Raw genomic sequence first — 25,490 nt, 5'->3', positions numbered from 1 at the left:
GTGAAATGAGAAAACCAAGCAGCACTGTAATTTGAGATGGGTTCCTCCGTGTTCCCCGTGACCTCCGTGGTTATCTGCTTTTTCCAGGTTTATACGCCACCAGATCAATCAACGCCGACATCCCCGCATGGTGGCTGCCCTCGTTGATGACGTCATCGTGCTCGCGCAGATGCTGAATATCCCAGTCGCCAAACCATTCGCGCAGCATCGACCCGGTGTAGAGATTTTCCGGCGCTGACGGCCCGCCAGTCCTGTATTCCATCTGGCGCGGCGTATAGCCCTGCAACAGCAGCAGGCCGCCCGGCTTGAGCGCGCGGCGGATGCCATCGAACTGGCGCGCACGCCCCTGCGCATCCGCGAACTGGATGAAAATGGCGACGATGACGTCGAAGCGTGCATCGCCCCAATCCCACGCCAGCATGTCGGCGGTTTCAAACTGCAGCGCCACGCCGCGTTGCGCTGCCAATTTTCCGGCTTTGGCTTGCGCCACGCCGGAACTGTCCACTGACAGCACATGCAGGCCCTGCTGCGCCAGCCACACGCCGTTGCGGCCTTCGCCGTCGGCCACGGCCAGCGCAGACTGGCCGGGTTGCAGGCGCGCGGCCTGCGACACCAGAAAGGCATTGGGTGAAGTCCCGAAAATATACCCTTCAACTGCGTAACGCTGGTCCCAGAATGTCGCCATTATTTGCCTTTTCCGGCCGCGTCGAGCAGCTCGTTGACCTTGTCCGCCGGTACCATGCCGGGTACGCGCTGCCCATTTGCAAAAATCAGCGTGGGGGTGCCGGTGACGCGGTATTTGTTGCCGAGCGCGATATTGGACTCGACCGGATTTTTGCAGGTGCCGTTGTTTTTCGGCATAACGCCGCGCAGCATGGCGTCATCCCATGCCTGGTTGCGGTCCGGCGCGCACCAGATGGCCTTGGCATTGGCAGCGGAATCCGGATGCAGGCTGACGATGGGGTAAAGGAAGGTATAGATGGTGACGTTGCTGACCTTGGTCAGCTCCTGTTCCAGCCTTTTGCAGAACGGGCAATCCGGATCGGAGAAAATCGCCAGCTGACGCTTGCCGTTGCCCTTCACGGTTTTGATCGCGTCGGCGAAAGGCAGGCTGTCGAACCTGATTGCATTGAGCTTCTCCAGGCGCTCGTTGGTCAGGTTCTGGCGGGTTTTGACGTCCACCACACTCCCCACAAACAGATAATTGGCGTTTTCGTCGGCATACACTACCTGGCCGTCTATCAGCACCTCGTAAAGCCCTGAATACGGGGTTTTAGTGATACTGGTGATGTCTGCACCGGGAAATTTTTCCAGCAGGGTTTTCTTGATGCCGGCTTCGTCTGCGTTGGCAGTGCACGCCAGCAGAGTGGCCAGAAGGGTGGTGGACAACAGGGTGCGTTTGAGCATGTCTACTCCAGGGTTTTGAAAGAAAATGGCTCAGGCCAGTGCGTGTCGTATCAGCAGGTTTTTGACCAGGCCCAGCCGATTGGTGAGGTCGAGACCGCTATTGCGCAACCGGGTCAATCCCGGATGGGTGCTGCCAAACAGTGTATGCAGCCCGTCGGTCACGCCTTGCATGGTGAGAATATCTTCCTTGCGCGCGCGTTCATAACGGCGCAGCAACGGCAGCTCGCCGCAGCTTGCAGCACCGCGCGCGCGCAACACTTGCGCCAGTTCGCGCGCATCGCGCAAGCCAAGGTTGACACCCTGTCCGGCCAGCGGATGCACGCCGTGGGCGGCGTCGCCGAGCAGTGCCAGGCCGGGCTTGACCAGCGTATCCACACGGCTGAGAGCCAACGGAAACGCAGCCGGCACAGCCGGCGCACCCAGCGCACCCAGCGCATGGCCGCCGGCCTGCGCCACGCGTTCTGCCAGTTCGGCACCCGGCAATGCCAGCAGCGTCTGCGCATGCGCTGCATCCGTTGACCACACCATGGAAAAGCGCCGGCCGGGCAGCGGCAGCCACGCCAGCACGCCATCAGCGCGGAACCACTGGCGCGCAATATGGGCGTGGGGACGGCTGCATTCAAAATTGGCGACTACGCCCAACTGGCCGTATTCGCGGCGCGTCACCGCGACATCTGCCTGCTGGCGCACCCAGGAATGGCCGCCATCCGCCGCCACAATGAGCTTGCTGTGCAACACCGTACCATCCGCCAGCGCCAGCCGCGCACCCGAGGCCGACCAGCCCAGTTCGGCGCACCGGGCTCCGGCAAACAGCGTCAGATTGGATTGCTGCTGTAATGCAGCCCATAAACCATGCTGGATGCGATTGCCCTCCATGATCCAGGCGAGCTGCGGCAAGCCTGCCGCGTAGGCGTCAAACACCAGCTGTGCACCGCTGTCGCCGCTGATTTCCATGCCATATACCGGGGCGATGCGCGCGGCGTCAAGGCCTTGCCACACGCCCAGCTCGTCCAGAAAACGCGCACTGCCGGGACTGATGGCATAAATGCGCACATCCCAATCCTGGGTGGGCACAGCGGGCGGATGCGGTTCCACCAACGCCAACTCTAGCCCGCTCCCCTTGAGCGCTGCACTGAACGCGGCGCCGACTATGCCTGCGCCGACGACGACGACGTCGAATGTCGTGGCAGTCATCCGCGTGCCCCGAAGATCATGCGCCGCGCCACAAAGCGCTTGACCGGCGGCAGCGCCTGCAGTGCCGCCAGACCGACGCTGCGGCCATGGTGCAGCAGCGCGTTGTCGTTGGAAAACAGGCGCACCAGCAAATCGGTGAAAAAAATTCCGCCACGCGTGTCCAGCCGCCGCGCGCTAGTGTAAGCGGCGAGCATGGCGGCGCCGCCCAATGCCTCGCGCGTGCTGGTGCGGATGCGGGCGGCCAGCTCCCAGGCGTCGCGCAGCCCAAGATTGAAACCCTGTCCGGCCACCGGGTGCAGCATTTGTGCGGCGTTGCCGATCAACACCGTGTGCGGGCGCGTGACCTGAGCGGCATAGCGCAATCCCAGCGGAAAGCTCGCGCGTTGCGCAACACTTAAAAACCGGCCCACGCGGTCGCCGAAATGCTGCTGCAGGGCGCGCAGGAATTCGGCGTCCGGCAGCGCCAGCAGGGCCTGCACGCGCGCCGGGCCGGCCGTCCACACCAGCGCAAAACCCGCGCCTTGCGGCAACAGCGCGGCAGGGCCATCAGGGGTGAAACGCTCGTGAGCGCAGCCGTTGTGGGGCAACTCGGTGGTCACCGAGGCAATCAGGGCATGCTGGTCGTAGTCGCGGCTCACCCGCTGCGTCGTGGCGGCACCGCCGTCGGCCACCACCGCCAGACGGGCGGTAACCGGAGTAACGACACCGGCACGGCTGGCTTTCAGCATGGCATAGCCGCTGGCGACGCGCACCTCATCCACGCGCGCGCCGCTCACTACGGCCACCGCGCTGTCGCGCAGGCGCGCGTGCAATGCGGCATCGAGTTCGGCATAGTCCACCACATAACCCAGCGCCGGCAGCTTTTCTTCGGTTGCGCGCAGCCAGGCCATGCCCAGACCGCCGCGCTGGGAGATGTGAATGGTGGTGATCGGCGTGACTTCGCCTATGCCTGACCAGACCCCGAGCCGTTCCAGTATCAGACGGCTGCCGTAAGACAGCGCCAGGGTGCGGCGATGTGCCGGGCGGGCGAGATCCGCGCGCGCTTCCAGCAACTGGATGGAGCAATCGCTATCGGCCAGCAGCAGCGCCAGCGTGGTGCCCACCGGTCCACCCCCGGCGATGACAATGTCGCTGTGTTCACGCATGACGCATCGCGGCCTCGATCTCGGCCACGGTTTTTGGCGCGGCGGCAGTGATGACCTCGCAACCGCGCGCCGTCACCAGCACGTCGTCTTCAATGCGGATACCGATATTCCACAATGCCTGCGGCACGTCGTCGGCGGGGCGGATATAACAGCCGGGCTCGACGGTGAGGGTCATGCCGGGCTGCAATGCGCGCCAGGCGCCATCGGTCTTGTAGCTGCCTGCGTCGTGCACGTCCAGCCCCAGCCAGTGGCCGGTACGGTGCATGTAAAAGCGCCGGTAGTCGCCGGATTCCAGCACCCCGTCCACGCTGCCTGCACACAGGCCCAGATCGATCATGCCCTGCGCCAGCACGCGCAGCGCGGCTTCATGCGGCTGGTTCCAGTGATTGCCGGGCTGCACCGCATCCAGCGCGGCGTATTGCGCGGCCAGCACCATCTCGTACACGTCTTTTTGCGCGGCGCTGAAGCTGCCGCTCACCGGGAAGGTGCGGGTGATGTCGGACGCGTAGCCATCGAGTTCGCAGCCGGCGTCGATCAGCAGCAAGTCGCCGGCATGCAGTTGTGCATTATTTTCCACATAGTGCAGCACGCAGGCATTGGCGCCGCCTGCAACAATCGAAGTGTAGGCCGGCGCCTGGCTGCCGTGGGCGCGGAAGTGGTGCAGCAGTTCGGCTTCGATCTCGTACTCGAAACACCCCGGCGCGGCGGCCTGCATGGCGCGGCGGTGGGCAGCGCAGGAAATCGCGGCAGCGCGGCGCAGGGTGGCCTGTTCCACGCTGTCTTTGAACAGGCGCATTTCGTCCACCAGCTCGCGCACATCCCGCAAGCTGGTGGGCGCAGCCACGCCGCTGCGCGCCTGTTCGCGCACGCTGTTGAGCCAGCCCAGCACGCGCGCATCCCACGCGGTATCCTGCCCGAGCGCGTAATGCAGCGTGGGCTGGTCGGCCAGCAGTTCAGGCAGGCGCGTGTCGAGTTCGCTGATGGAATACGCCTCGTCGAAGTTGAAAGTGGCGCGTGCCGCCTCCGGGCCGTAACGGAAACCATCCCAGATTTCGCGCTCCCCATCCTTGTCGCGGCAGAACAGCACCGTGCGTTGGGTGCCTGCCAGCAACACCACGACGGCCTCCGGCTCGGTGAAACCGGTGAGGTAGTAAAAATGGCTGTCGAAGCGATACGGATAATGGCTGTCGCGGTTACGCACACGCTCGGGCGCGGTGGCGAGCACAGCGATACCGCTGCCCATTTGCTGCATCAGGCGGCGGCGGCGGGCGCTAAAAGGGGTAGGGTCAGTCATCGGTGTCCTGGTCGAGATATTGTGAATCGAGTAAGGCTGCCCAGATATTTTCCAGTTCCGCCAGCCGGATCAGCAAAGACTGGTGCAACTGCACAGCCAGCGCGCCAAATACGGCGCTATCGTTGCCGCCGTCCATGTCCTGCGCGGCACGTTCAAACTGCAACAAGGCGTCTTTCAGGCTGAATGCGGAGCCCAGCGCGTTTTTCACCTGCTCGCGCGGGTGCGGAATCCAGTCGCGGCCGGCAGCCAGCGAACGCAACTTTTCGCCCACGTCCAGCAGGCGCTTGCGCATCCGCGTCGCCGCGCCCATGCGTGAGGATTTCACCTCGCCCCATACCGCGAGTTCCATCAGAGCCGTCCATTGGGCGCGAAGTTCCGCGACCCAGACCGGGTCGAGGGTGACTGCCTGGCGTACTTCGTCAATATCCATATCTGCATCTCAAATGAAAGACATTTTTTTACCCCAGCAATTCCGCATTGAGTTCACTCAGCCGCTGCGGCGTGCCAATGTCGCGCCAGCATCCGGCGTAGTACTCACCGCTGACCTGCTCGCGTTGCATCGCCCAGCGCAGCAGCGGGGCGAGCCTGGCCTGGCTGCCGGGGGCCACACCCGCAAACAGCGCCGGGCGATAAATGCCAATGCCGCTGAAGGTCAGCAGGGCATTGCCGTCGCTGTGCACAGTGTTGGCGGACAGGGCAAAGTCACCACGACTGTGCTGCGGCGGATTATCCACCATGACCAGATGCGCCAGACACCCGGCACGGTGGCTGCACATGGCGCCGAGGCGCGGCAGGATGTGACGAAAATCGTAGTCCGTCCAGATATCCGCATTGACTACCAGGAACGGCGCGTCGCCGAGCAGATGCAGCGCGTTGGCGATACCGCCTGCGGTCTCCAGCGCCTGCACCTCATGCGAGTAGCGGATGCGCACACCAAAGGCGCTGCCGCTGCCCAGCACCGCCTCGATCTGCTCGCCCAGGTGCGCATGGTTGATTACCACACTGCTAAATCCGGCATCCGCCAGCTTTTCCAGATGCCACACAATCAGCGGCTTGCCGCCCGCCATCAGCAACGGCTTGGGGGTGTGGTCGGTGAGCGGGCGCATGCGTTCGCCACGCCCGGCAGCCAGAATCATGGCGCTGCTCAAAAGGTATACCCGACGGATTCGGGGGCTTGCCCCTGCAATGTGTCGAGCAATTGCAGCAGGGGCCCGAGTTGGCGATAACGCGTACAGGCCCTGCGCAGATAGTCCATCACCAGCGGCATGTCCTTGAGATAGCCGGTTTTGCCATCGCGGTGATACAGCCGCGCAAAAATGCCCAGAACCTTGATGTGGCGCTGCACCCCCATCCACTCGAAATCGCGGTAAAACGCCCCGAAATCGGCATCCACCGGCAGCCCCGCACGGCGGGCTTTTTCCCAGTAGCGGATGGCCCAGTCCAGCACGATTTCTTCATCCCAGCGGATGTAGGCGTCCTTGAGCAGCGACACCAGATCGTAAGTCACCGGGCCGTATACTGCGTCCTGAAAATCCAGTACACCGGGGTTGGGCTCGGTCAGCATCAGGTTGCGGCTGTGGTAATCGCGGTGCACGAACACTTTCGCCTGCGCCAGGTTGTTGGCGAGGATAGCCGCAAACACGGTATCCAGCGTTTGCGCCTGCTGCACATTCAATTCCACCCCCAGATGGCGCGTGATATACCATTCCGGAAACAGGCGCAATTCGCGCTCCAGCAGGACGCGGTCGTAGCCGGGCAATACCCCGGGACGGCTGGCGACCTGGATTTTGACCAGGGCATCCCGTGCATCGCTGTACAGCGCGTCGGCGTTGTCGGCGTTAAGCACGGAGAGATAAGTCACATCGCCCAGATCGGTCAATAGCAGGAAACCCTGTGCCAGATCCTGCGCCAGCACTTTAGGCGTATTGGCACCCGCCGCACCGAACAGCGCAGCGACCTCGATGAAGGGACGGCAATCTTCATACTGCGGTGGTGCGTCCATAACGATATAATGGTCGCCATTCGACAATACGGCGCGAAAATAGCGTCGAAAACTGGCATCCGCCGAAGCTGGCGCGAGGCGCACAGCCTGCCCTGGAAACAGACTCTCCAGCCAGACCTGAATGCGGTGTTGACGTTCCAAACGATCTCCGGACGATGATATATTGAGCCACGATTCTAGCATTATTCGCTGACCCGACCCCATGCCGCCATCCCATCTCAAGTGCTGCTTTGCTGCCTGCCTGGTGCTGTTCTGCGACGCCGCACTGGCTGAAGACACGCCTGCTGCGCAAACCAGCTCGGTCCTGTTGCCACAGCAAAAAACCGAAGACACTCCGCTATACCTGCATGCCGACCATATTGAGGGCACCGCAAACCAGCAGGTGAAAGCCAGGGGTAACGTTGAGCTGCAGCGCAACGACACGGTGCTGACCAGCGATTACCTGCAATACACCCTGGATACCGATGAAGCCCACGCCACAGGCGATGTCACGTTGCAGCAGCAGGGATTGAGGGTCAGCGGTCCGGAACTGCGTGTGCGCCTGGCCGACCAGGTGGGGCAGATGCAGCAGCCGGTATATAGCCTGACCGATCTGATCGCGCATACCCAGGCCACTGCATTGACGCGCAAGATACGCGGCGCGGCGCGGCTACTGGATTTTGAGGGCAAAGGACAATACCGCCTCAAAGACGCTACCTATACCACCTGCCCGGTCAACAACGATGACTGGTACCTGCACGTCAAGGATCTGAACATTGACCGCGGGCGTGAAGTCGGCACCGCGCGCAACGCCTATCTGGAATTCAAGGGCGTGCCCATTCTGTACACGCCATTCATGGATTTCTCGCTCAACAATCAGCGCAAATCCGGTCTGCTCGCCCCCACCTTCGGCACCACCGGCAGCAGCGGCCTGGAACTGCGTCTGCCGTATTACTGGAACATCGCGCCGAATTACGACGCCACCATCAGTCCGCGCATCATGACCAAACGCGGCCTGCAGCTGGGAGGTGAATTCCGTTATCTGGCCGACAGTTACAGGGGCATACTCAATGGTGAATTTCTGGCGGACAAGGCTACCAATACCAATCGCTGGAGCGTGCTCGTCAACCACCAACAGAATTTCGCTCCAGGGTGGAGCGGCCACCTGCATTATGAGCGGGTCTCGGACAACAACTATTTTCGCGACCTGTCCAACCAGATCAGCATCACTTCGATTACCAACCTGTCGCAGGAAGGCGGCGTCAACTACACCGCAGGCTGGTGGAGCGCCGCTATCCGCGCGCAAAAATTCCAGACCCTGCAGGATCCGCTGGCACCCATCGTTCCGCCCTATAATTTGCTGCCCCAGCTCACCCTCAACGCCAATCGCTATGACTGGCACGGGGTGGATTTCAGCTTCACCGGTGAAGCCGTGCACTTTGATCACCCGACGCTGGTCACCGGTACGCGGGTGTCAGCCTACCCCAGCTTCAGCATGCCGATGGCCAATAATTTCGCCTACCTCACCCCCAAATTCGGCGTGAGCCAGACCAATTACTATCTGGATTCGAGCACGCTGCCCAATACCGTGCGCACCCTGCCCATCACCAGCGTGGACAGCGGTTTTTACATGGATCGCAATACCCGGTTGTTTGGTCGCAACTACCAGCAAACGCTGGAACCACGATTCTTTTACGTTTACATCCCGTATCAGGATCAGAGCCAGATACCCAACTTCGACAGCGGTCAGATCGATTTCAACTTTGCCCAGATGTTCACCGAAAACCGCTTTGCCGGTGGCGACCGCATCAACGACGCCAACCAGCTTACGGCGGCAGTGACCTCGCGCCTGATCGAGCCCGATAGCGGCCTGGAGCGCCTGCGCGTTTCCCTTGGCCAACGTTTCTATTTCGCGCCGCAGCGAGTGGTATTGCCAGGCGGCGTCCCCAATGCCAGCACATCCAGCGACGTCCTCGCCAGTGTCGGCGGCCAGATCAGCCAGGCGTGGCGCGCCGAGGCGGCGGTGCAGTTCAACACCAATCTGGGCGCGAGCATTCGGGACAGCATCTCCGCCAACTATCGCCCGGCGCCGGGCAAAACACTCAATTTGAGTTATCGCATCATCCGTGGCACATCCAGCCTCGATGCCATCCGCCAGGTGGATATCTCCGCGCAATGGCCCCTGGCGCCGCGCTGGTATGGCCTGATGCGTTACAATTACTCATTCGTGGACGGCCGTCTGGTGGAAGGTTTGGCGGGGCTGGAATACAATGCCGGCTGCTGGGCGGCGCGCGGTGTGCTGCAGCGCATTGCCACAGCGACCGGCACTTCCAGCAATTCATTCTTCATCCAGCTCGAATTGAACGGTATTGGCCGACTCGGCTCTAATCCGCTCGATGTCCTCAAACAAAGCATTTCCGGCTACGTGAATACCAATGAACTTCAAAATCCTTAATCACACCCTGCATGTCATTGCCCTGCTGGCCGCTTTGTTACCGGGCGCGGCGCAGGCGGCGCAAGACGACACCCCCCAGCATCCGTCCGGCACAAGCAACAGCACCCATGCCACGCGCACCGCGCTCCCCATCAAACCACTCGACAGCATCGTCGCCGTGGTCAATGACGACGTCATTACCCGCCACGATCTCGACGAGCGCTACGATCGCGCCGTGCAACAATTAAAGACGCGCAACATACCGCTACCGTCGCGCGCGGTGCTGGAAAAACAATTGCTGGAACGCATGATCAACGACCGCATCCAGCTGCAGTTTGCCAGCCAGACCGGCATCCGCGTGGATGGCCCGACACTGGATCGCGCCCTGAACCGCATCGCCGCGCAGAACAACATGAATCTGGAACAGTTCCGCACTGCATTGGCCAAGGAAGGCATGGCGTTCAACAAATTCCGCGACGACATCCGCGATGAAATTATCCTGCAACGTCTGCGCGAGCGCGAAGTGGACAGCAAGATCAACATCACTGAAGCCGAGGTGGACGCCTATCTGGAAAACCAGGCCAAACAAGGTCAGGAGGACGAGTACAACATTGCCCACATCCTCATCCGCATTCCCGAGGCTGCCACCACCGAACAAATCCAGCAACAGCGCGCACGCGCGCAGAAGGTACTCGACGAGCTCAGGAAAGGCGCCGATTTTGCCCAGCTGTCAGCCAGCTATTCCGACGCTTCCAATGCACTGGAGGGCGGCAACATGGGCTGGCGGCGCGGTTCGCAATTGCCCACCCTGTTTGCCGATGCCCTGGCCAGGATGCAACCCGGCCAGATATCCGACATTATCCGCAGCAGCAATGGCTTTCATATCCTCAAGCTGATCGACAAGCGCGGCCAGAACGCCAAAATGGTGGTCCAGCAGACCCATGTGCGCCATATCCTGATCAAGACCAACGAACTGGTATCCGAGGACGATGCCAGAAACCGCTTGCTGCAAATCCGCGAGCGTCTCCTCAATGGTGCCAAATTCGAAGACATGGCACGCCAGTACTCGGACGATAGTTCGGCTGCCAAGGGCGGCGATCTGGGCTGGGTATCACCAGGCGAGACGGTGCCCGAATTCGAACGCGCGATGAATGCGCTGAAACCGGGCGAGATCAGCCAGCCGGTGCAGACGCCGTTCGGCCTTCATCTGATCCAGGTGCTGGCGCGGCGCGATCAGGATGTCACCAAAGAACGCCAGCGCCTGTTGGCACGCCAGGCACTGCGCGAGCGCAAGATCGAGGAAGCACAGCAAGAATGGCTGCGCCAGCTGCGCGACAGCGCCTACGTCGAATACCGCAACGCGGAATAAATAGGGCCGTGACTGCACCCGTCATCGCCATCACTGCCGGCGAACCCGCTGGCATCGGCCCAGACCTGTGCGTGATGCTGGCACAGCAGCCGCGTGAACAGGCATGGGTCGCCATCGCCGATCACGATCTGCTGGCCCAGCGTGCTGGCATACTTGGCCTGCCGCTGGCGCTGCAGCGCTATGGCGGCACACCGGTCAGCCATGCAGCGGGCACGCTGACCGTCCTGCATGAGCCGCTGCACGCGCATACCACCCCTGGCCTGCTTAACCCGGCCAATGCTCAGTATGTGCTGCAAACCCTGAAACTTGCCGTGCAGGGCTGCATGGATGGCGAATTCGCCGCCATGGTCACCGCCCCCATCAACAAGGCCGTCATCAATGACGCCGGCATCCCCTTCACCGGCCATACCGAGTTTCTCGCCGAGGAGACCAACACCCGGCGCGTGGTGATGCTGCTGGCCGGCGGCGGGATGCGCGTGGCACTCGCCACCACCCACCTGCCGCTCGCCCATGTCGCCGCCGCCATCACCCGCGAATCCATTGCCGCCACATTGCACATCCTGCACCACGACCTGGTGCACCGTTTCGGCATCCCGCAACCCCATATCCTGGTGGCCGGACTCAATCCGCACGCGGGCGAATCCGGCTACCTCGGGCGTGAAGAAACCGACATCATCAGCCCGGTGCTGGATGAGCTGCGCACGCGCGGGATGCACCTGAGCGGACCGTTGCCCGCCGATACGCTGTTCAACCCGGCGCGCCTGGCCGATGCCGATTGCGTGCTGGCGATGTATCACGATCAGGGCTTGCCGGTGCTCAAATACGCCAGCTTTGGCGGCGGTGTGAATATTACCCTCGGGCTGCCCATCATCCGCACCTCGGTAGACCATGGTACCGCACTCGAGCTGGCTGGCACCGGCCGCGCCCAACCTGGCAGCCTGCAAGCCGCGCTGGATCTTGCGGCGCAGCTGGTGGCGCACAGCCAGACCAGCTAGGTACACCATCATGTCCCGACACATTCCGCGCAAACGCTTCGGTCAGCATTTTCTGCGTGATCCCGATATCATCGCCGCCATCGTTCACGCGATTCGCCCACAGCGCGCTGACAACATGGTGGAAATCGGCCCTGGCCTGGGCGCGCTGACGCGGCCCTTGCTGGCGCATCTGGCCCATCTGCAGGTGATCGAACTCGACCGCGACATCATTGCCCGCCTGGCGCGCGAGCATGCACCGGAACGTATGTCCATACACGCCGGCGACGCGCTGGCGTTCGATTTCGCCGGCCTGGGTGAAAAGCTGCGCATCGTCGGCAACCTGCCTTACAATATTTCCACCCCGCTGCTGTTTCACCTGGCTGGATTCGCGCCGCATATCGCCGACATGCACTTCATGCTGCAAAAGGAAGTCGTCGAGCGCATGACGGCCAGCCCGGGCACCAGTGACTTTGGCCGCCTCACAGTCATGCTGCAATACCGCTTTGACATGGAAGCGTTGTTCGATGTGCCCCCGGATGCCTTCGACCCGCCGCCCAAGGTCAACTCCGCCATCGTGCGCATGCTGCCGCGTCTGCCTGATGCAATGACCGCAGCGGACAGCGGATTGCTGGAGAAAGTGGTTGCCCGCGCCTTCGGCCAGCGCCGCAAAACCCTGCGCAACACGCTGGGCGGGATGTTGTCAGCAGCCGAATTTGCACAGCTGGCCATTGACCCGGGCCGTCGCGCCGAGACGCTGGCGGTGGAGGATTTCGTATGTATCACCAATTATTTACATGGTAAGGAAGCCCAATGAACCTGATTGATACGGTGCAGTCCTGTCTGGAACACATGCAGCTCCCTGCCACCCGTGTACCCAACCTGCCCGTCGTCAACCTGCCGGTGGAAATCGAGAACGGCAGGCTGAACATTTTCATCCACGCCCATGAGGATGCCGCGCGTGTCTTCGTTTACGCCCGTCCGCAGGATATGCTGGTGCCGATCGAACGCGTTCCCGCCGTGGCCGAATTCCTCACCCGCGCCAACTATGGCCTGCCATTGGGCAACTGGGAAATCGACATGAATGATGGCGAAATGAACTTCAAAAACAGCGTGGACGTGAGCGGCGGCGAACTCACTCAAGGCATGGTGAAAACCCTGCTGGTGTTCGCCATGGAATGTGCCAACCGCTACCTGCCCGGCATCCGCGCGGTGATCGATGGCAGCGCTGCCAAAGCCGCCCTCGAAGCGATAGACGGCCCCACCAGGGTCGTCATCAAATAGGCCCCGGGCGATGTCTGTGCGCATGATTGCCCGTGGCATTGCGGTGGAAATGTACGTCGGCATCCGCGATTTTGAATACCAGACGCCGCAGACCGTGATTGTCAACGTCGAAGCCGAGGCCGCGCTGGCATACCGCCCGCGTGACATCGGCGAGTGCCTCGACTACACGCGCATGTGTGATTTCGTCCACGCCTGGAAAGATCGCCCGCATACCGAACTGGTGGAAACCCTGCTGTTCGATGTGGTGGAATTCTGCTTTGCCGATGCCCGCGTCACCCGTGTCGATGTGGAAATCCTCAAACCCACGGTCATCGCACAAGCCGACGCCGTGGGCGTGGGCATGCGCGTAACACGCGCTGATTACCAGCAACTGCGCGTCAACCGGAGCGCAACATGAACACGCAGCGCCCGCTGGCCGTGGTCACTGGCGCGGGCAAGCGCCTCGGGCTGACCATCACCCAGACACTGCTGGAAAACGGCTGGGAAATTCTTGCTTTGGTGCGTACCCCCAGCGCGGCACTCAACGCGCTGGCTGCATCCGGCCAGGGCGTGCATATCATCCAACACGATGTTGCCGATCCCGCCGTGTGGTTTGATCTCTGGCCGAGCTTGCGTGCGCGTTTCGGGCGGCTGCCGGAAGCGCTGGTGCACGCCGCCTCGCTGTTTGAACACGACACCGCCGCCAGCAGCAACTGGGCGGCCATCGAAGCGCACCGCCGCATCAATTACGACAGCTTCGTCGCCGCCGCCAGCGCCTGGCTGCAATGCGCCGACGCCACTCAGCGCGGTGCGTTTGTAGCGCTGGTGGATCAAAAAGTGCTGCGTCTCAACCCGGATCATTACGCCTACACCCTGAGCAAACTCAACCTCGCCGCCAGCATCCCGTTTCTGGCACAGGCGCTGGCACCGCAGCTGCGCGTGAATGGCGTGGCACCCGGGCTGACCTTGCCCAGTGGCGGACAGACCGACGCCGATTTCCACGCTGCGCAGGCCGTATTTCCGCTGGGCGCGGGACTCGCACCCGGCGACATCGCCAATGCCGTGCTGTTTTTGTTGGGCCAACCCTGGATCACTGGCCAGCTACTCGCTGTAGACGGCGGCCAGCACCTGCAAAGCGATTGTGACCTGGTACTGCGCGCGCCGCCATGATCCCGCAGGTCAGCATCTACATTCCGGTACGCAACCGCCCGGAACTGCTGGCCGAGACCCTGCGCGCGATACAGGTGCAAACTTTTAACGACTGGGAATGCCGGGTGGTGGATGATGCCTCCACCGACCATACCTTTGCAGTGATTCAATCCTTCCAGCGCGAGGATGCGCGCATCCAGGGCACGCGGCTTAATCGGCCCGCTGGCGATGCCGCTGCCAGCAACACCGCGCTGGGCCTGCTGCGGGGCAGCTATGCCGCGCGCATGGATTCCGACGATCTACCCCTGCCCACCTGGCTGGAGGCCGCGATGGACTTTGCGCGCCACTTCAAGGGCGTGGGCTTCGGCTGCCAGGCAGAATGGTTTGGCAGCGTCTCCGATTTCAATCCCGGCAAGTCCAAGGAAACCGATCCGCAACGCTGGCAGGCGTGGAGCCTGTTCAATTTTGAGATCAATCACAGCGGCCTGATTTTCCATCGCGCAGTCCAGCAGCGTGCCGGGGTCATGTATCGCCCGATCACGCTGAATAACGACTGGGATTTCGTCAACCGGCTCAGCCAACATGGCGCGTTTTCCAATCTGCCCAGTGTGCAAGTGCATATTCGCCGCCATGCCGATAACGCCACGCGCGCAGATCGTGTGATCGAGGATCGCGACAGCACATCCGTCGCCATCCGCCGCCAGCGGGTCGAGCGCCTCGTGGTGCATCCCAGCGATGAGGACATGCTGCTGCACTGCACCGCGCACCCGGCGCCATACTGGCCGTTTGCCGATCAGGCCTATGTTTGGCTGCACCGCGACGACTACCCGGAGCGACTGAATATCTGGTTGCAACGCCTGTTGGCTGCAAATCTGGCAAGCGGATGTCCGTACCCTCCCGCAATATTGCGGCAGGTATTGCTGGATGAACTGCTGCAAACTGCCACGGCCAGCTGGCGCAATCTGCCCGACAGCCCACCGCCGCAATTCAGGATGTCATGGCTACCCGGCTGATTCAGGATTTTTTCTGAATGAACTCGATCTTGTAGCCATCCGGGTCTTCCACAAACGCGATTACTGTGGTGCCATGCTTCATCGGTCCGGCTTCACGGCTGACCTTGCCGCCCAGACGCCTGACCTCGGCGCAGGCTTGATAGGCGTCATCCACTTCCACCGCAATATGGCCAAAGCCATTGCCCGGATCGTAGGCGGGGGTGTCCCAGTTGTGCGTGAGCTCCAGCACCGTATGGCCGGATTCATCGCCATAGCCGACAAATGCCAGGGTAAAGCGACCCTCCGGGTAGTCCTTGCGGCGCAGCAGCTTCATTCCCAGTACTTTGGTGTAAAACTGGATGGAACGATCCAGGTCGCCGACCCGAATCATCATATGCAGCATGCGCATGTTTGGCTCCTTTTGCTCAGATTTATGGATAACGGACGCGTCAACCGGGCTCATCAGCACGGATGGGCAAGCTACCCGTTATGCTGGTCATGAATGGGTCTTGCGCGGCAGAACAGGTCCACTCAAGAGACAGCGCGCGCAGAAATTTCGCGTTAAACTTGGCCGGGATCGTAAAATCATTCTTCTGTTTTCCAGTGTTGTCATTGTAACGCCTACCATTCACTCATGCCCGAGCTTCCCGAAGTTGAAACCACCTGTCGCGGGCTGGCCCCGCATTGCATTGGGCGCCACCTCGTTACTGCGCTGGTGCGCAACGCGCAACTACGCTGGCCGGTACCTGCCGACCTGGCGCAGCAAGTGGCCGGACAGGCCATCCTGAGCCTGACGCGGCGTGCCAAATATCTGATTGTGACGCTGCAGCGCGGCACCCTCATCCTGCATCTGGGTATGTCGGGTAGTCTGCGTATCATGGACAGCAACTCACCGGCAGGCGTACATGACCATGTTGATCTGGTGCTCGACAATGGCACCTGTATCCGCCTGCGCGACCCGCGCCGTTTTGGTGCCGTATTGTGGACGCAAAGCGACGTTTTACGTCACCCCCTGCTGGAAAATCTGGGACTGGAGCCCTTGTCGGATACATTCGATGCGCATTACCTGCATGGATGTTCACGCGGCCGCAAAGTGTCCATCAAAACGTTTCTGATGGACAGTCACGTGGTGGTTGGCGTGGGAAATATTTATGCCAATGAAGCGCTGTTCCATGCCGGCATCCGCCCCACCACGCCTGCCGGCAGGCTGTCGCGCACGCGTTACGCCAGGCTGACAACGGCCATCCGTGCCATCTTGGCGCGCGCGATCGAGGCCGGTGGCAGCACACTGCGCGATTTCGTCAACAGCGCGGGCGAGGCTGGCTATTTCCAGCAGCAATATATGGTGTATGGGCGCAGCGGGGAATCATGCCGGGTATGCGCTGGTTCCATCAAACACATGCGCCAGGGACAGCGCTCCACATTTTATTGCCCCCATTGTCAGACTTGAATGGGCATGAGCTTTGCTTCGGGTTATTTATAGAGAAATTCACAAACCATTGAAGCGGTTAAATATTTGGCCGATAATGAGCCGGCAAAATACAAAAAACGCCCATTCAGGAGAGCGCATCATGTCCAACAATACCCTGGTCGAACAGTTCGAGCATTACAGCGCCTGGCGCGAACGTCTGGCGCACAGCATTGCGGGTTACCGCGACTGGCTCAGCGAACAGGAAATCAACGACGGCCAGATTGATCTGCGCCTGCAGCATCTGCTCGACCGGCTGGCGGAGGACAAGCTCAATGTGGCTTTTGTCGCCGAGTTTTCGCGCGGCAAGTCGGAACTGATCAACGCGATCTTCTTTGCTGATTACAAGCAGCGCCTGCTCCCCTCCACTGCCGGGCGCACCACCATGTGCCCCACCGAGCTGCTCTACGACCCGGAACGGCCGCCCTCGATCCAGCTGCTACCCATCGAAACCCGTGGCAGCAGCGTGACCACCGCCGAGTACAAACGCTATCCGGAGGAATGGATTACAACCCCGCTCAATACCGATTCAGCCGAGGCGATGACCGCTGCCATGCTGCAAGTCGGCGAAACCCGTAAGGTATCCAAGGATGAAGCTGCCAAATACGGCCTCTATCACGAAGGGGATGCCGATGCCATGCTCACCGTGGATGATGATGGCCGTGTGGAGATTCCGCGCTGGCGCCACGCCATCATCAATTTTCCGCATCCGCTGCTGAAAAAAGGACTGGTAATACTCGACACGCCGGGACTCAACGCCATCGGCACCGAACCCGAACTTACCCTCAACCTGTTGCCCAACGCCCACGCCATCGTGTTCATTCTCGCCGCAGACACCGGCGTGACCAAGTCCGATATCGAAGTGTGGCGCAACCACATCGCCACCCTGCAAAGCCGCAATAAAGGGCGGCTGGTCGTGCTCAACAAGATTGATGGACTGTGGGACGACCTCAAACAGGCCGACGCGATCGACCGGGAAATCACCAGCCAGGTGCATAGCTGCGCCAATCTGCTTGGCCTGGATGCCACCCAGATTTATCCGGCCTCTGCCCAAAAGGGTCTGCTCGCCAAGGTCAACGGCGATGCCGCGCTGCTTGCCAGAAGCCGGTTGGGTGAACTGGAGCGCGCGTTAAGCGAAGAGCTGATCCCGTCCAAACGCGAGATCGTGCGCGACAATACCGAAAGCGAAATGCATGACCTGATGTCCGGCACGCGCGCCTTGCTCACTGCGCGCATGACCAACATCGACGAACAGCTGGACGAACTGACCGGCCTGCGCGGCAAAAACGAAGAGGTTGTACAACACATGATGACCAAGGTGGAGGAAGAAAAAACCCACTTTGAAAAAGGCCTGCAACAGTTCCAGGCGCTGCGCAGCGTGTTCTCGCAGCAATCCAACGCGCTATTCGATTATCTGGGCATGGATCGCATCAAGACCGAGGTGCGCGACACCCGCATCGCCATGGAAAGCAGCCGCTTCACCAAGGGTCTGCGCGAGGCGATGAGCGCTTTCTTCATCCATGTTAACGCCAACATCACCCACTCCGCGGAACAGATCGAAGAGATCAAGTCCATGATGACGGCGATGTACAGGAAGTTCAGCGAGGAACATGGCCTGATCGAAGCCACTCCGCCCAGCTACTCGACCTTCAAGTACAAAAAGGAGATGGAGCGTCTGGAAAAGAGCTACAACGAGCACTTCAACACACTGCTCAACATGCTTACCAACGAACAGTACACACTGACTGCCAAATTCTTCGAGACACTGGCCAGCCGCGTGGTCAATATTTATGAAGTGGCCAACCGCGAAGCCGACAACTGGCTCAAGGCGGTGATGGCACCGATGGAAACGCAGGTCCGCGAACACCAGATGCAGCTGCGCCGGCGTCTGGAAAGCATCAAACGTATCCACAAGGCCACCGACACGCTGGAAGACCGCATCGCCGAACTGCAGCAGATGCAGGTCACCCTGCGCAGACAACTGGATGAGCTGGATGGCATGCAGTCACATGTCACCACCGTGCTCAACCCTGGCCTGACCGAAGTCAACACCGCCGCTGCCTGACGCCTTATTCAGCCCTAATAAAAAAGCCCCGCTCGCGGGGCTTTTTTAGGTAAACCCAAGCTCAGACTGACGCTTTCTGCCCGGTCAGCGACAGATAGCGATCCATCAATTGCTCGTGGGTTTCCTCAATCCCCAGCGGGATGCAATCCACCGGGCATACCTCCACACACTGCGGGGCATCGTAATGACCCACGCACTCGGTGCATTTGTTCGGGTCGATTTCATAAATGCTGTCGCCCTGATAAATCGCCTCGTTGGGGCACTCCGGCTCGCATACGTCGCAATTGATGCATTCATCGGTAATTAACAGAGACATTTCACTATCCTTTACTTGGTTGATTCAATTCTAGCCTGGAGCCGCTGTGCTACCAAGTGCGGAACAAACTGGCTCACGTCGCCGCCCAACAGGGCAATTTCGCGCACCATGCTGGCGGAAATAAACATCAGCTGTTCGGCCGGGGTCATGAACACCGTTTCCACTTCGGGATTGAGGTGGCGGTTCATGCCGGCGAGCTGAAATTCGTATTCAAAATCCGACACCGCACGCAAGCCGCGCAGGATGATGTGTGCTCCCTGCTCGGCGACCAGTTGCATGAGCAGGCCGGAAAAACCCACCACGCGTACCGGCGGCGCATCGGCAAACACCTGCTGCGCCATCTCCACGCGCTCGCTCAAATCAAAAAACGGGCGCTTGTGGCTGCCTGCAGCGACCGCCACCACGACTTCGTCAAAAATACGCAGCGCACGCCGCACCAGGTCTTCATGGCCGCGGGTAACCGGATCAAAAGTGCCGGGGTATACTGCAATTTTATACATGACCGTCCTGTTCCTGCGCCTGTTTGAGCAGGCAAAAATGCGCTTTACCCGAGCGTCCTTGGCGCCACACCTTCCAGCCAGCCGGTGTTGCCAGATCTCCGTCGTGCTCGACATACACGCTGGCGCCGGAGTTCAGATGCGGCGGCAACGCTGCCAATACCTGCACCTGCAAACCCGCGGCATAAGGCGGGTCGAGGAACACCACGTCAAAGCAGCCACGATACTCAGACAGGAATTTTACCCCATCCCCCTGCAACACGACGACATTGTTCGCTGCCAGTGCGGCTGCACTGAGCTGCAGCGCATTCAGCACGACACGGTTTTTTTCCACCATCACCACGCGCCGTGCACCGCGCGAAGCTGCTTCAAATCCGAGTGCACCGCTACCGGCGAACAAATCGAGACAGTCCAGGCCATGCAATTCCTGACCCAGCCAGTTGAACAGCTTTTCACGCACCGCATCCGGGGTGGGGCGCAGACCCTCGGCGTCGGGAAAGGTGATCAGGCGCCGCCGCCACTGGCCGCTGATGATGCGCACCCGGTTGCGCGCGGTACTGGCGTGATTCATTTGCCGCTGCCGCCCACCACGATGGTGACCAGCCTGTCTGGATGGATATGGCGTTTGAATGCAGCCTGAATTTGTTCAGCGGTGACCGCTTCGACCCGCTTCGGGAATTCGTCCAGGTAATTCAGCGGCAGGTCATAAAAACCGATCACGGCAAGGTATTCGAGGATTTCCTTGTTGCTGTCTATGCGCAGCGGGAAGCCGCCAACAATGTTGTTCTTGGCCTGGGTCAGCTCCGCGTCGGTCACCCCCCTGGTGACAAAATTCGCCAGTGTCTGGCGCACTACCTGCAGCGCCTCGCTGGTCTGGTCGGTGCGGGTTTGCAGGCCAATCTGAAATGCGCCCGCCTCGCGCATGGGCATGAAATAACTGTATACGCTGTACGCCAGGCCGCGTTTTTGGCGCACCTCATTGAGCAGACGTGAATCGAAACCACCGCCGCCCAGGATGTAGTTGCCCACATACAGGGCGAAATAGTCCGGATCGCCGCGTTTCACGCCGGGCTGGCCAATGAGCACCTGGCTCTGCTTGGCGGGGAAGGGAATGGTGCGCGACAGCGCCTGCTGCAATGCAGGCACCGGCGGTATGCTCAGGCTGGCCGCGCCGCTGGCTGGCGGCAATTGATCGGTGAGCTGGTGGGCAATGCGGTCCGCCTCGACACGGCCGATATCGCCCATCAATGCAACCACCGCGCCCGATGCGGCATAGTGGCTACGATAAAAATCCTGCACATCGGCCACATTGAGCTTGCTCACGCTGTCGATCTCGCCACTGTCGCGACGCGCGTAGGGGTGGTTGCCAAACACCGCAATCTGAAACGCCTTGGCAGCAATACTCTCGGGCCGGGCTTCGGCTTCTTGCAAAGTGGCGATGACACGCGCTTTTTCCCGCGCCAACACAGCCTCGGGAAAAGCCGGCTGTTGCAGCACTTTGGCCAGTATCGCCAGGGCAGCATTGCGTTGCTCCGGGCTGCTCAGGGTGCGCAGCGTCAGCCCGGCCCGATCCGCGTCGAAACGTCCGCCCAGCTCCGCACCCACGTCGGCCATCCCGCGTGCGATCTGGTTGTCATCCAGCCCGCCCGCGCCCAGGCTCAGCAGGTGGCGTGTAAGATTGGCCACCCCGCCCTTGTTGGCGGGCTCCAGCGCCGTACCGGCGGGAAAATCGACGCTGACATCCAGAATCGGCAAATCGTGGCTTTCCACAAAATACACCTTGGCACCATTGGCCAAAACCCAGTGCTGGATGGGCAGGCTGGCGTGCGCGCTAAGCGCGGCGAATACAGCAAACAGGGCAAACAGCGTACGCATTATCGAAGTTCTCCACCAGTATGACGCATCTCCGGAATGTCGGGACGCGGGGGCTTGTTGTCGAATGGTTGCGGATCCAGCGTAGCCACGGTCAGCTCGTCATCCACCAGGTATTTGCGTGCCACGTCGCGTACCTGTTCGGGGGTCACCGCCTGCAATTTTTTCACGCGCGCCTCAATCTCGGATACCGGCAGTCCGGCAGTTGCATACTCGCCCAGTTGCATGGCCTGGTAAAAAGTGGAATCGCGCTGATACACGTCGGACGCGATTACCTGCGCCTTGACCCGCTTCAATTCGTCGGCACTCACACCATCGCGCTTGATGAGTTCGATCTGGGCACGCAGCGCAGCTTCCAGATCGGCAGCAGTCTTGCCCTCGGAAGGCGTGCCATCGAGCAGGAACAGGCCCGGGCCGCGCGCCACGGCGTCGTAATCGGCGCCTGCAGCGCTGGCCACGCGCTGCGCGCGCACCAGGTTGCGGGTCAGACGCGCGGCATCGCCGCCGTCCAGCACCGCCGCCAATACTTGCAGCGCATAGGGTTCCCAGTCCTTGTCGACATCACGCAGTACCGGCGCGTGGTAAGCCATGATGAGATACGGCAGCTTGGCGGGTGCCTTGACCGTCACGCGCTTGATGCCGGTTTGCGCCGGCTCCGGCTGGGGTTTGCGTGGCGCCAGCAGCCGCGCTGGAATCGGCCCGAAATAACGCTCAGCCAGCTGTTTCACCGCATCAGCCTGGACGTCACCCACCACCACCAGCGTGGCGTTATTGGGCGCGTACCAGCGCTGGTACCAGTCGCGCGCATCATTCACGGTCATGTGCTGCAGATCGTTCATCCAGCCGATGACCGGGCGCCGGTAGGGGCTTTCCTGAAATGCGGTGGCCATCAACTGCTCGTACACCAGCGCCTGCGGCTTGTCATCGGTGCGCATGCGGCGCTCCTCCATCACCACCTGGATTTCCTTGGCAAAATCGGCGTCGGACAGGATGAGATTGTGCATGCGGTCGGCTTCCAGCTTGAGCGCCAGCCCCAGCCGGTCTTTTTGCAGTTGTTCAAAATAGGCGGTATGGTCACGGCTGGTAAACGCATTTTCACGCCCACCCGCTGCCGCAATCAATCTGGAAAACTGTCCGTCGGGCACATCCCGGGTGCCCTTGAACATCATGTGTTCGAGCACATGGGCAACCCCGGTGGTGCCGTTGAATTCATCCAGACTGCCGGCGCGGTACCATACCTGCGATACCACAATCGGCGCGCGATGGTCTTCCTTGACCAGGACGCGCAAACCGTTGGCGAGATGAAATTCCTGCACTGCGGCCAGGGCTGGCGTTGCCAGGCATAAAATGCCGATGGCGAGATAGTGTTTTATAAGCTTCATTACAATCCCGGAATAAGTTAGGACAGGACGCATGATAAAATAGGCGTCGCGATTATGCTGCGTTTCCGCACACTGTTTAAAGACTGCCCACACTGTGTTTAGTTTCTTCAAGAAATCCGGCGACAAGCCCATCCCTGCCGAAACCGCGCCCACGCCGACTGCACCGGCAGCCGCTGAGACGCCTGCCGGACCTGCGTACCAGTTATCCTGGGCGCAACGTCTGAAGCAGGGTTTGAGCCGCACCCGGGAACAACTGGGCAAGCAACTGACCAGCCTGTTTTCACGCGGCGGCAAGATAGACGCAGACCTGTACGACGAACTGGAAACCATCCTGCTCACTGCCGATGTGGGCGTTGATGCCAGCCAGTATCTGCTCGACAGCCTGCGCCAGCGGGTAAAAAAAGACCGGCTTACCGACGCCGCCCAGCTGCAGTCTGCCCTGCACGATGCACTGTGCACGCTGCTCGCACCGCTCGAACAGGCATTGGATGTAAGCACCCACAAACCCTATGTGATCATGCTGGCGGGAGTGAATGGCGCAGGCAAAACCACCACCATCGGCAAGCTGGCCAAATATTACCAGGCGCAGGGCAAATCGGTGCTGCTGGCGGCGGGCGACACATTTCGCGCCGCCGCGCGCGAGCAACTGATGGTGTGGGGCGAGCGTAACAATGTGGCGGTGATTGCGCAGGACGGCGGCGATTCGGCGGCGGTGATTTTCGATGCCATTGCCGCCGCCCGCGCCCGCGGCATTGACATCGTGCTGGCCGACACTGCCGGCCGCCTGCCCACCCAGCTCAACCTGATGGAGGAAATCCGCAAAGTCAGGCGCGTGATCCGGAAAGCTGAACCCACGGCCCCGCATGAAGTATTGCTGGTGCTCGACGCCAACACCGGACAAAACGCGGTAACCCAGGTAACAGCGTTTGACGATGCACTGAACGTCACCGGCCTGGTGCTCACCAAGCTCGACGGCACGGCCAAGGGCGGGGTGATTGCAGCCATCGCCAAAACCCGCCCGCGCCCGATCCGCTTTATCGGGGTGGGCGAGGGCCTGGATGATTTGCGCCCGTTTGTGGCACATGATTTTGTTGATGCACTATTCGAGGCACCGGCGCCATGATACGTTTTGATGCAGTGACCAAGCGCTATCCGGGCGGCCATGAGGCCTTGTCCAATGCATCCTTTGAAATCGCCAGCGGCGAGATGGTATTTCTCTCCGGGCACTCGGGTGCCGGCAAGTCCACGCTGCTCAAACTCATCGCCGCTATCGAGCGCCCCACTGCGGGCAGCGTGACGGTTAACTGCCAGAATGTGGGCAAAATGCGCCGTGCCGCGGTTCCCTACCTGCGTCGCAATATCGGCTTGATATTCCAGGATCACAAACTGTTATTCGACCGCAGCGTCATGCAAAATGTGCTGCTGCCTTTACAGATCGCCGGGTTTTCACGCCATGAGGCGGCTGGCCGCGCGCGCGCGGCACTCGACAAGGTGGGACTGCTCAAGCGCGAAAAAGCCAATCCCATCACCCTCTCGGGGGGCGAGCAGCAGCGCCTGTGTATTGCCCGCGCCATCGTGTCGCGCCCCAGCCTGGTGTTGGCCGATGAACCCACCGGCAACCTGGACGCGGACTACGCGCGCGACATCATGGATATGTTCAAAGCGTTCAACCAGGTGGGCGTCACCCTGGTCATCGCCTCACACAATGAAGACGCCATCCGTGCCTATGGCAGCCGGGTGATACATCTGGAACACGGGATACTGCTGTCATGATGACCTGGCTCGCACACCATCGCCATGCACTCATTGCAACCTTGGCGCGCATGGGCAAAACCCCATTCGCCACCTTGTTTGCCATTATCGCCATCGGCGTCGCGCTAAGCCTGCCTGCCGGGCTGTTTGTATTGCTGCACAATGTCACGCGCCTCGCCGGCAATCTGCCCGCCCGGCCCGAAATCAGCGTTTTCATGCACCAGGATGCACATGACACCGACATCGCTGCCATGCGCCAGCGCCTGCAGGCACGCCCTGATCTCGCCGGTTTTCGCTTCGTGCCGCGTGCGCAGGCGCTGGCGGCACTGTCGGAGCAAGCCGGCATGAGCGATCTTACGGCGGGCTTGAACAATAACCCGCTGCCGGATGCATGGATCATCACCCCGGCGCAGGCCGACGCCCAAAACATGGCGCGCATCGCCGCAGATATTCGTGGCTGGCCACAAGTCGCCCAGGTACAGGATGACAGCCAGTGGGCGCAGCGCCTCACTGCACTGCTTGGCCTGGGACGCGATCTGGTATTAATGCTGGCAATCCTGCTGGGCGCGGCCCTGGTGGCCGTATCGGGAAATACCATCCGTCTGCAAATCCTTACCCGCCGCGAAGAAATCGAAGTCAGCCGCCTGATCGGTGCCACCGATCGCTATATCCGCCGCCCATTTCTGTATTTCGGCGTAGTGCAGGGGCTGTTCGGAGGGCTCACTGCGTGGCTGATTGTGGCGGTCTCCGTACTTCTGCTCGACCTGCAGGCGAGCAAGCTGGCGGCACTCTACGCATCACGGTTTCATTTGCTTGGCCTGGGGCTGACGGAGGCACTGGTTCTGCTTGCCACGGCGGCAGCACTTGGCTGGCTCGGCGCTTACCTTGCTGTGAGCCGCAGTCTGCGCCTGATAGAGCCTCGGTAATCGCGATATTCTT

The 25,490-nt window shown here is 61.0% G+C and carries 27 protein-coding genes; 13 read left to right on the top strand and 14 right to left on the bottom strand.

Translation table 11 applies throughout. The features are described from left to right. Positions 1-70: 70 nt before the first annotated feature. Genes GZH91_RS01625 through GZH91_RS01590 form a run of 8 tightly spaced genes read right to left on the bottom strand, consistent with a single transcriptional unit; the run spans position 71 to position 7,183 of the window. Entirely contained in the window at positions 71-685 is a 615-nt protein-coding gene (locus GZH91_RS01625) for an SAM-dependent methyltransferase (RefSeq protein WP_147072092.1), read from the bottom strand. Next, positions 685-1,407, bottom strand: a complete 723-nt coding sequence (locus GZH91_RS01620; protein WP_147072094.1) for a DsbC family protein — start codon at positions 1,405-1,407, stop codon at positions 685-687. The genes GZH91_RS01625 and GZH91_RS01620 overlap by 1 nt, the downstream gene beginning before the upstream one ends. Positions 1,408-1,437: 30 nt before the next feature. Next, the gene (locus GZH91_RS01615; RefSeq protein WP_147072097.1) at positions 1,438-2,601 is read right to left on the bottom strand and encodes a UbiH/UbiF family hydroxylase; all 1,164 of its coding nucleotides are present in this window, start codon (positions 2,599-2,601) and stop codon (positions 1,438-1,440) included. Beyond that, positions 2,598-3,746, bottom strand: coding sequence for an FAD-dependent monooxygenase (locus GZH91_RS01610; protein ID WP_147072099.1), 1,149 nt, complete (start codon positions 3,744-3,746; stop codon positions 2,598-2,600). Before GZH91_RS01610 ends, GZH91_RS01615 begins: the two co-directional genes overlap by 4 nt. Next, positions 3,739-5,040, bottom strand: a complete 1,302-nt coding sequence (locus GZH91_RS01605; RefSeq protein WP_147072101.1) for an aminopeptidase P N-terminal domain-containing protein — start codon at positions 5,038-5,040, stop codon at positions 3,739-3,741. Before GZH91_RS01605 ends, GZH91_RS01610 begins: the two co-directional genes overlap by 8 nt. After that, positions 5,033-5,470 (bottom strand): hypothetical protein, encoded by a 438-nt coding sequence (locus GZH91_RS01600; protein WP_147072104.1) that lies wholly within the window; start codon positions 5,468-5,470, stop codon positions 5,033-5,035. Before GZH91_RS01600 ends, GZH91_RS01605 begins: the two co-directional genes overlap by 8 nt. Positions 5,471-5,498: 28 nt before the next feature. Next, positions 5,499-6,176: an N-acetylmuramate alpha-1-phosphate uridylyltransferase MurU gene (gene murU / locus GZH91_RS01595; protein ID WP_147072237.1), complete on the bottom strand. Its 678-nt coding sequence runs from the start codon at positions 6,174-6,176 to the stop codon at positions 5,499-5,501. An 8-nt stretch (positions 6,177-6,184) separates the two neighbouring features. Beyond that, complete coding sequence (locus GZH91_RS01590; RefSeq protein ID WP_223264523.1) at positions 6,185-7,183, bottom strand: aminoglycoside phosphotransferase family protein; 999 nt, start codon at positions 7,181-7,183, stop codon at positions 6,185-6,187. A 61-nt stretch (positions 7,184-7,244) separates the two neighbouring features. On the opposite strand from GZH91_RS01590, the gene GZH91_RS01585 reads away from it, so the two are divergent. From GZH91_RS01585 to GZH91_RS01550, 8 genes are read left to right on the top strand one after another with little or no spacing between them, the layout of a single operon-like run. Then, positions 7,245-9,476: an LPS-assembly protein LptD gene (locus GZH91_RS01585; RefSeq protein WP_147072108.1), complete on the top strand. Its 2,232-nt coding sequence runs from the start codon at positions 7,245-7,247 to the stop codon at positions 9,474-9,476. Further along, positions 9,457-10,824: a peptidylprolyl isomerase gene (locus GZH91_RS01580; RefSeq protein WP_147072110.1), complete on the top strand. Its 1,368-nt coding sequence runs from the start codon at positions 9,457-9,459 to the stop codon at positions 10,822-10,824. The genes GZH91_RS01585 and GZH91_RS01580 overlap by 20 nt, the downstream gene beginning before the upstream one ends. 8 nt (positions 10,825-10,832) lie before the next feature. Then, positions 10,833-11,819 carry a 4-hydroxythreonine-4-phosphate dehydrogenase PdxA gene (gene pdxA / locus GZH91_RS01575; protein ID WP_223264524.1) on the top strand — a complete coding sequence of 329 codons (987 nt, stop codon included), beginning with the start codon at positions 10,833-10,835 and terminating at the stop codon, positions 11,817-11,819. Positions 11,820-11,829: 10 nt separating this feature from the next. Next, positions 11,830-12,612 (top strand): 16S rRNA (adenine(1518)-N(6)/adenine(1519)-N(6))-dimethyltransferase RsmA, encoded by a 783-nt coding sequence (gene rsmA, locus GZH91_RS01570; protein WP_147072113.1) that lies wholly within the window; start codon positions 11,830-11,832, stop codon positions 12,610-12,612. Continuing rightward, positions 12,609-13,079 (top strand): YbjN domain-containing protein, encoded by a 471-nt coding sequence (locus GZH91_RS01565; RefSeq protein ID WP_147072115.1) that lies wholly within the window; start codon positions 12,609-12,611, stop codon positions 13,077-13,079. The genes rsmA and GZH91_RS01565 overlap by 4 nt, the downstream gene beginning before the upstream one ends. A 10-nt stretch (positions 13,080-13,089) precedes the next feature. Further along, positions 13,090-13,476 carry a dihydroneopterin aldolase gene (locus GZH91_RS01560; RefSeq protein ID WP_147072117.1) on the top strand — a complete coding sequence of 129 codons (387 nt, stop codon included), beginning with the start codon at positions 13,090-13,092 and terminating at the stop codon, positions 13,474-13,476. After that, positions 13,473-14,228: an SDR family oxidoreductase gene (locus GZH91_RS01555; protein ID WP_147072119.1), complete on the top strand. Its 756-nt coding sequence runs from the start codon at positions 13,473-13,475 to the stop codon at positions 14,226-14,228. The genes GZH91_RS01560 and GZH91_RS01555 overlap by 4 nt, the downstream gene beginning before the upstream one ends. Continuing rightward, positions 14,225-15,220 (top strand): glycosyltransferase family 2 protein, encoded by a 996-nt coding sequence (locus tag GZH91_RS01550; RefSeq protein WP_147072121.1) that lies wholly within the window; start codon positions 14,225-14,227, stop codon positions 15,218-15,220. The genes GZH91_RS01555 and GZH91_RS01550 overlap by 4 nt, the downstream gene beginning before the upstream one ends. A 1-nt stretch (position 15,221) precedes the next feature. On the opposite strand, the gene gloA is transcribed toward GZH91_RS01550, so the two are convergent. Further along, positions 15,222-15,608: a lactoylglutathione lyase gene (gloA, locus tag GZH91_RS01545; RefSeq protein WP_223264525.1), complete on the bottom strand. Its 387-nt coding sequence runs from the start codon at positions 15,606-15,608 to the stop codon at positions 15,222-15,224. 225 nt (positions 15,609-15,833) lie between these two features. Here gloA and mutM point away from each other — a divergent pair, with 225 nt between their 5' ends. Both mutM and GZH91_RS01535 read left to right on the top strand, forming a co-directional pair. Continuing rightward, complete coding sequence (gene mutM, locus GZH91_RS01540; RefSeq protein ID WP_147072125.1) at positions 15,834-16,649, top strand: bifunctional DNA-formamidopyrimidine glycosylase/DNA-(apurinic or apyrimidinic site) lyase; 816 nt, start codon at positions 15,834-15,836, stop codon at positions 16,647-16,649. Between the two features lie 121 nt (positions 16,650-16,770). After that, complete coding sequence (locus GZH91_RS01535; RefSeq protein WP_147072127.1) at positions 16,771-18,732, top strand: dynamin family protein; 1,962 nt, start codon at positions 16,771-16,773, stop codon at positions 18,730-18,732. 61 nt (positions 18,733-18,793) lie between these two features. Here the strand turns inward: GZH91_RS01535 and GZH91_RS01530 are convergent, their stop codons facing one another. From GZH91_RS01530 to GZH91_RS01510, 5 genes are read right to left on the bottom strand one after another with little or no spacing between them, the layout of a single operon-like run. Beyond that, the gene (locus tag GZH91_RS01530; protein WP_147072129.1) at positions 18,794-19,048 is read right to left on the bottom strand and encodes a YfhL family 4Fe-4S dicluster ferredoxin; all 255 of its coding nucleotides are present in this window, start codon (positions 19,046-19,048) and stop codon (positions 18,794-18,796) included. An 11-nt stretch (positions 19,049-19,059) separates the two neighbouring features. Beyond that, on the bottom strand, positions 19,060-19,548 hold the full coding sequence (coaD, locus tag GZH91_RS01525; RefSeq protein WP_147072131.1) for a pantetheine-phosphate adenylyltransferase: 489 nt from the start codon (positions 19,546-19,548) through the stop codon (positions 19,060-19,062). After that, on the bottom strand, positions 19,541-20,116 hold the full coding sequence (rsmD, locus tag GZH91_RS01520; RefSeq protein ID WP_147072133.1) for a 16S rRNA (guanine(966)-N(2))-methyltransferase RsmD: 576 nt from the start codon (positions 20,114-20,116) through the stop codon (positions 19,541-19,543). The genes coaD and rsmD overlap by 8 nt, the downstream gene beginning before the upstream one ends. Continuing rightward, complete coding sequence (locus tag GZH91_RS01515; protein ID WP_147072135.1) at positions 20,113-21,420, bottom strand: M16 family metallopeptidase; 1,308 nt, start codon at positions 21,418-21,420, stop codon at positions 20,113-20,115. The genes rsmD and GZH91_RS01515 overlap by 4 nt, the downstream gene beginning before the upstream one ends. Beyond that, positions 21,420-22,799 carry a M16 family metallopeptidase gene (locus GZH91_RS01510; RefSeq protein WP_147072137.1) on the bottom strand — a complete coding sequence of 460 codons (1,380 nt, stop codon included), beginning with the start codon at positions 22,797-22,799 and terminating at the stop codon, positions 21,420-21,422. Before GZH91_RS01510 ends, GZH91_RS01515 begins: the two co-directional genes overlap by 1 nt. Before the next feature lie 94 nt (positions 22,800-22,893). On the opposite strand from GZH91_RS01510, the gene ftsY reads away from it, so the two are divergent. Genes ftsY through ftsX form a run of 3 tightly spaced genes read left to right on the top strand, consistent with a single transcriptional unit; the run spans position 22,894 to position 25,477 of the window. Beyond that, entirely contained in the window at positions 22,894-23,922 is a 1,029-nt protein-coding gene (gene ftsY, locus GZH91_RS01505; RefSeq protein WP_147072139.1) for a signal recognition particle-docking protein FtsY, read from the top strand. Further along, on the top strand, positions 23,919-24,572 hold the full coding sequence (gene ftsE / locus GZH91_RS01500; RefSeq protein ID WP_147072141.1) for a cell division ATP-binding protein FtsE: 654 nt from the start codon (positions 23,919-23,921) through the stop codon (positions 24,570-24,572). The genes ftsY and ftsE overlap by 4 nt, the downstream gene beginning before the upstream one ends. Further along, a complete protein-coding gene (ftsX, locus tag GZH91_RS01495) occupies positions 24,569-25,477 on the top strand; it encodes a permease-like cell division protein FtsX (protein WP_147072143.1) in 909 nt (302 codons plus the stop codon). The genes ftsE and ftsX overlap by 4 nt, the downstream gene beginning before the upstream one ends. Positions 25,478-25,490 lie beyond the last annotated feature (13 nt).

Origin of the sequence: Sulfuriferula plumbiphila (assembly GCF_009938015.1) — a bacterium.
Lineage (GTDB): Bacteria > Pseudomonadota > Gammaproteobacteria > Burkholderiales > Sulfuriferulaceae > Sulfuriferula > Sulfuriferula plumbiphila.
This window is presented reverse-complemented; position numbering and strand designations above follow the sequence as displayed.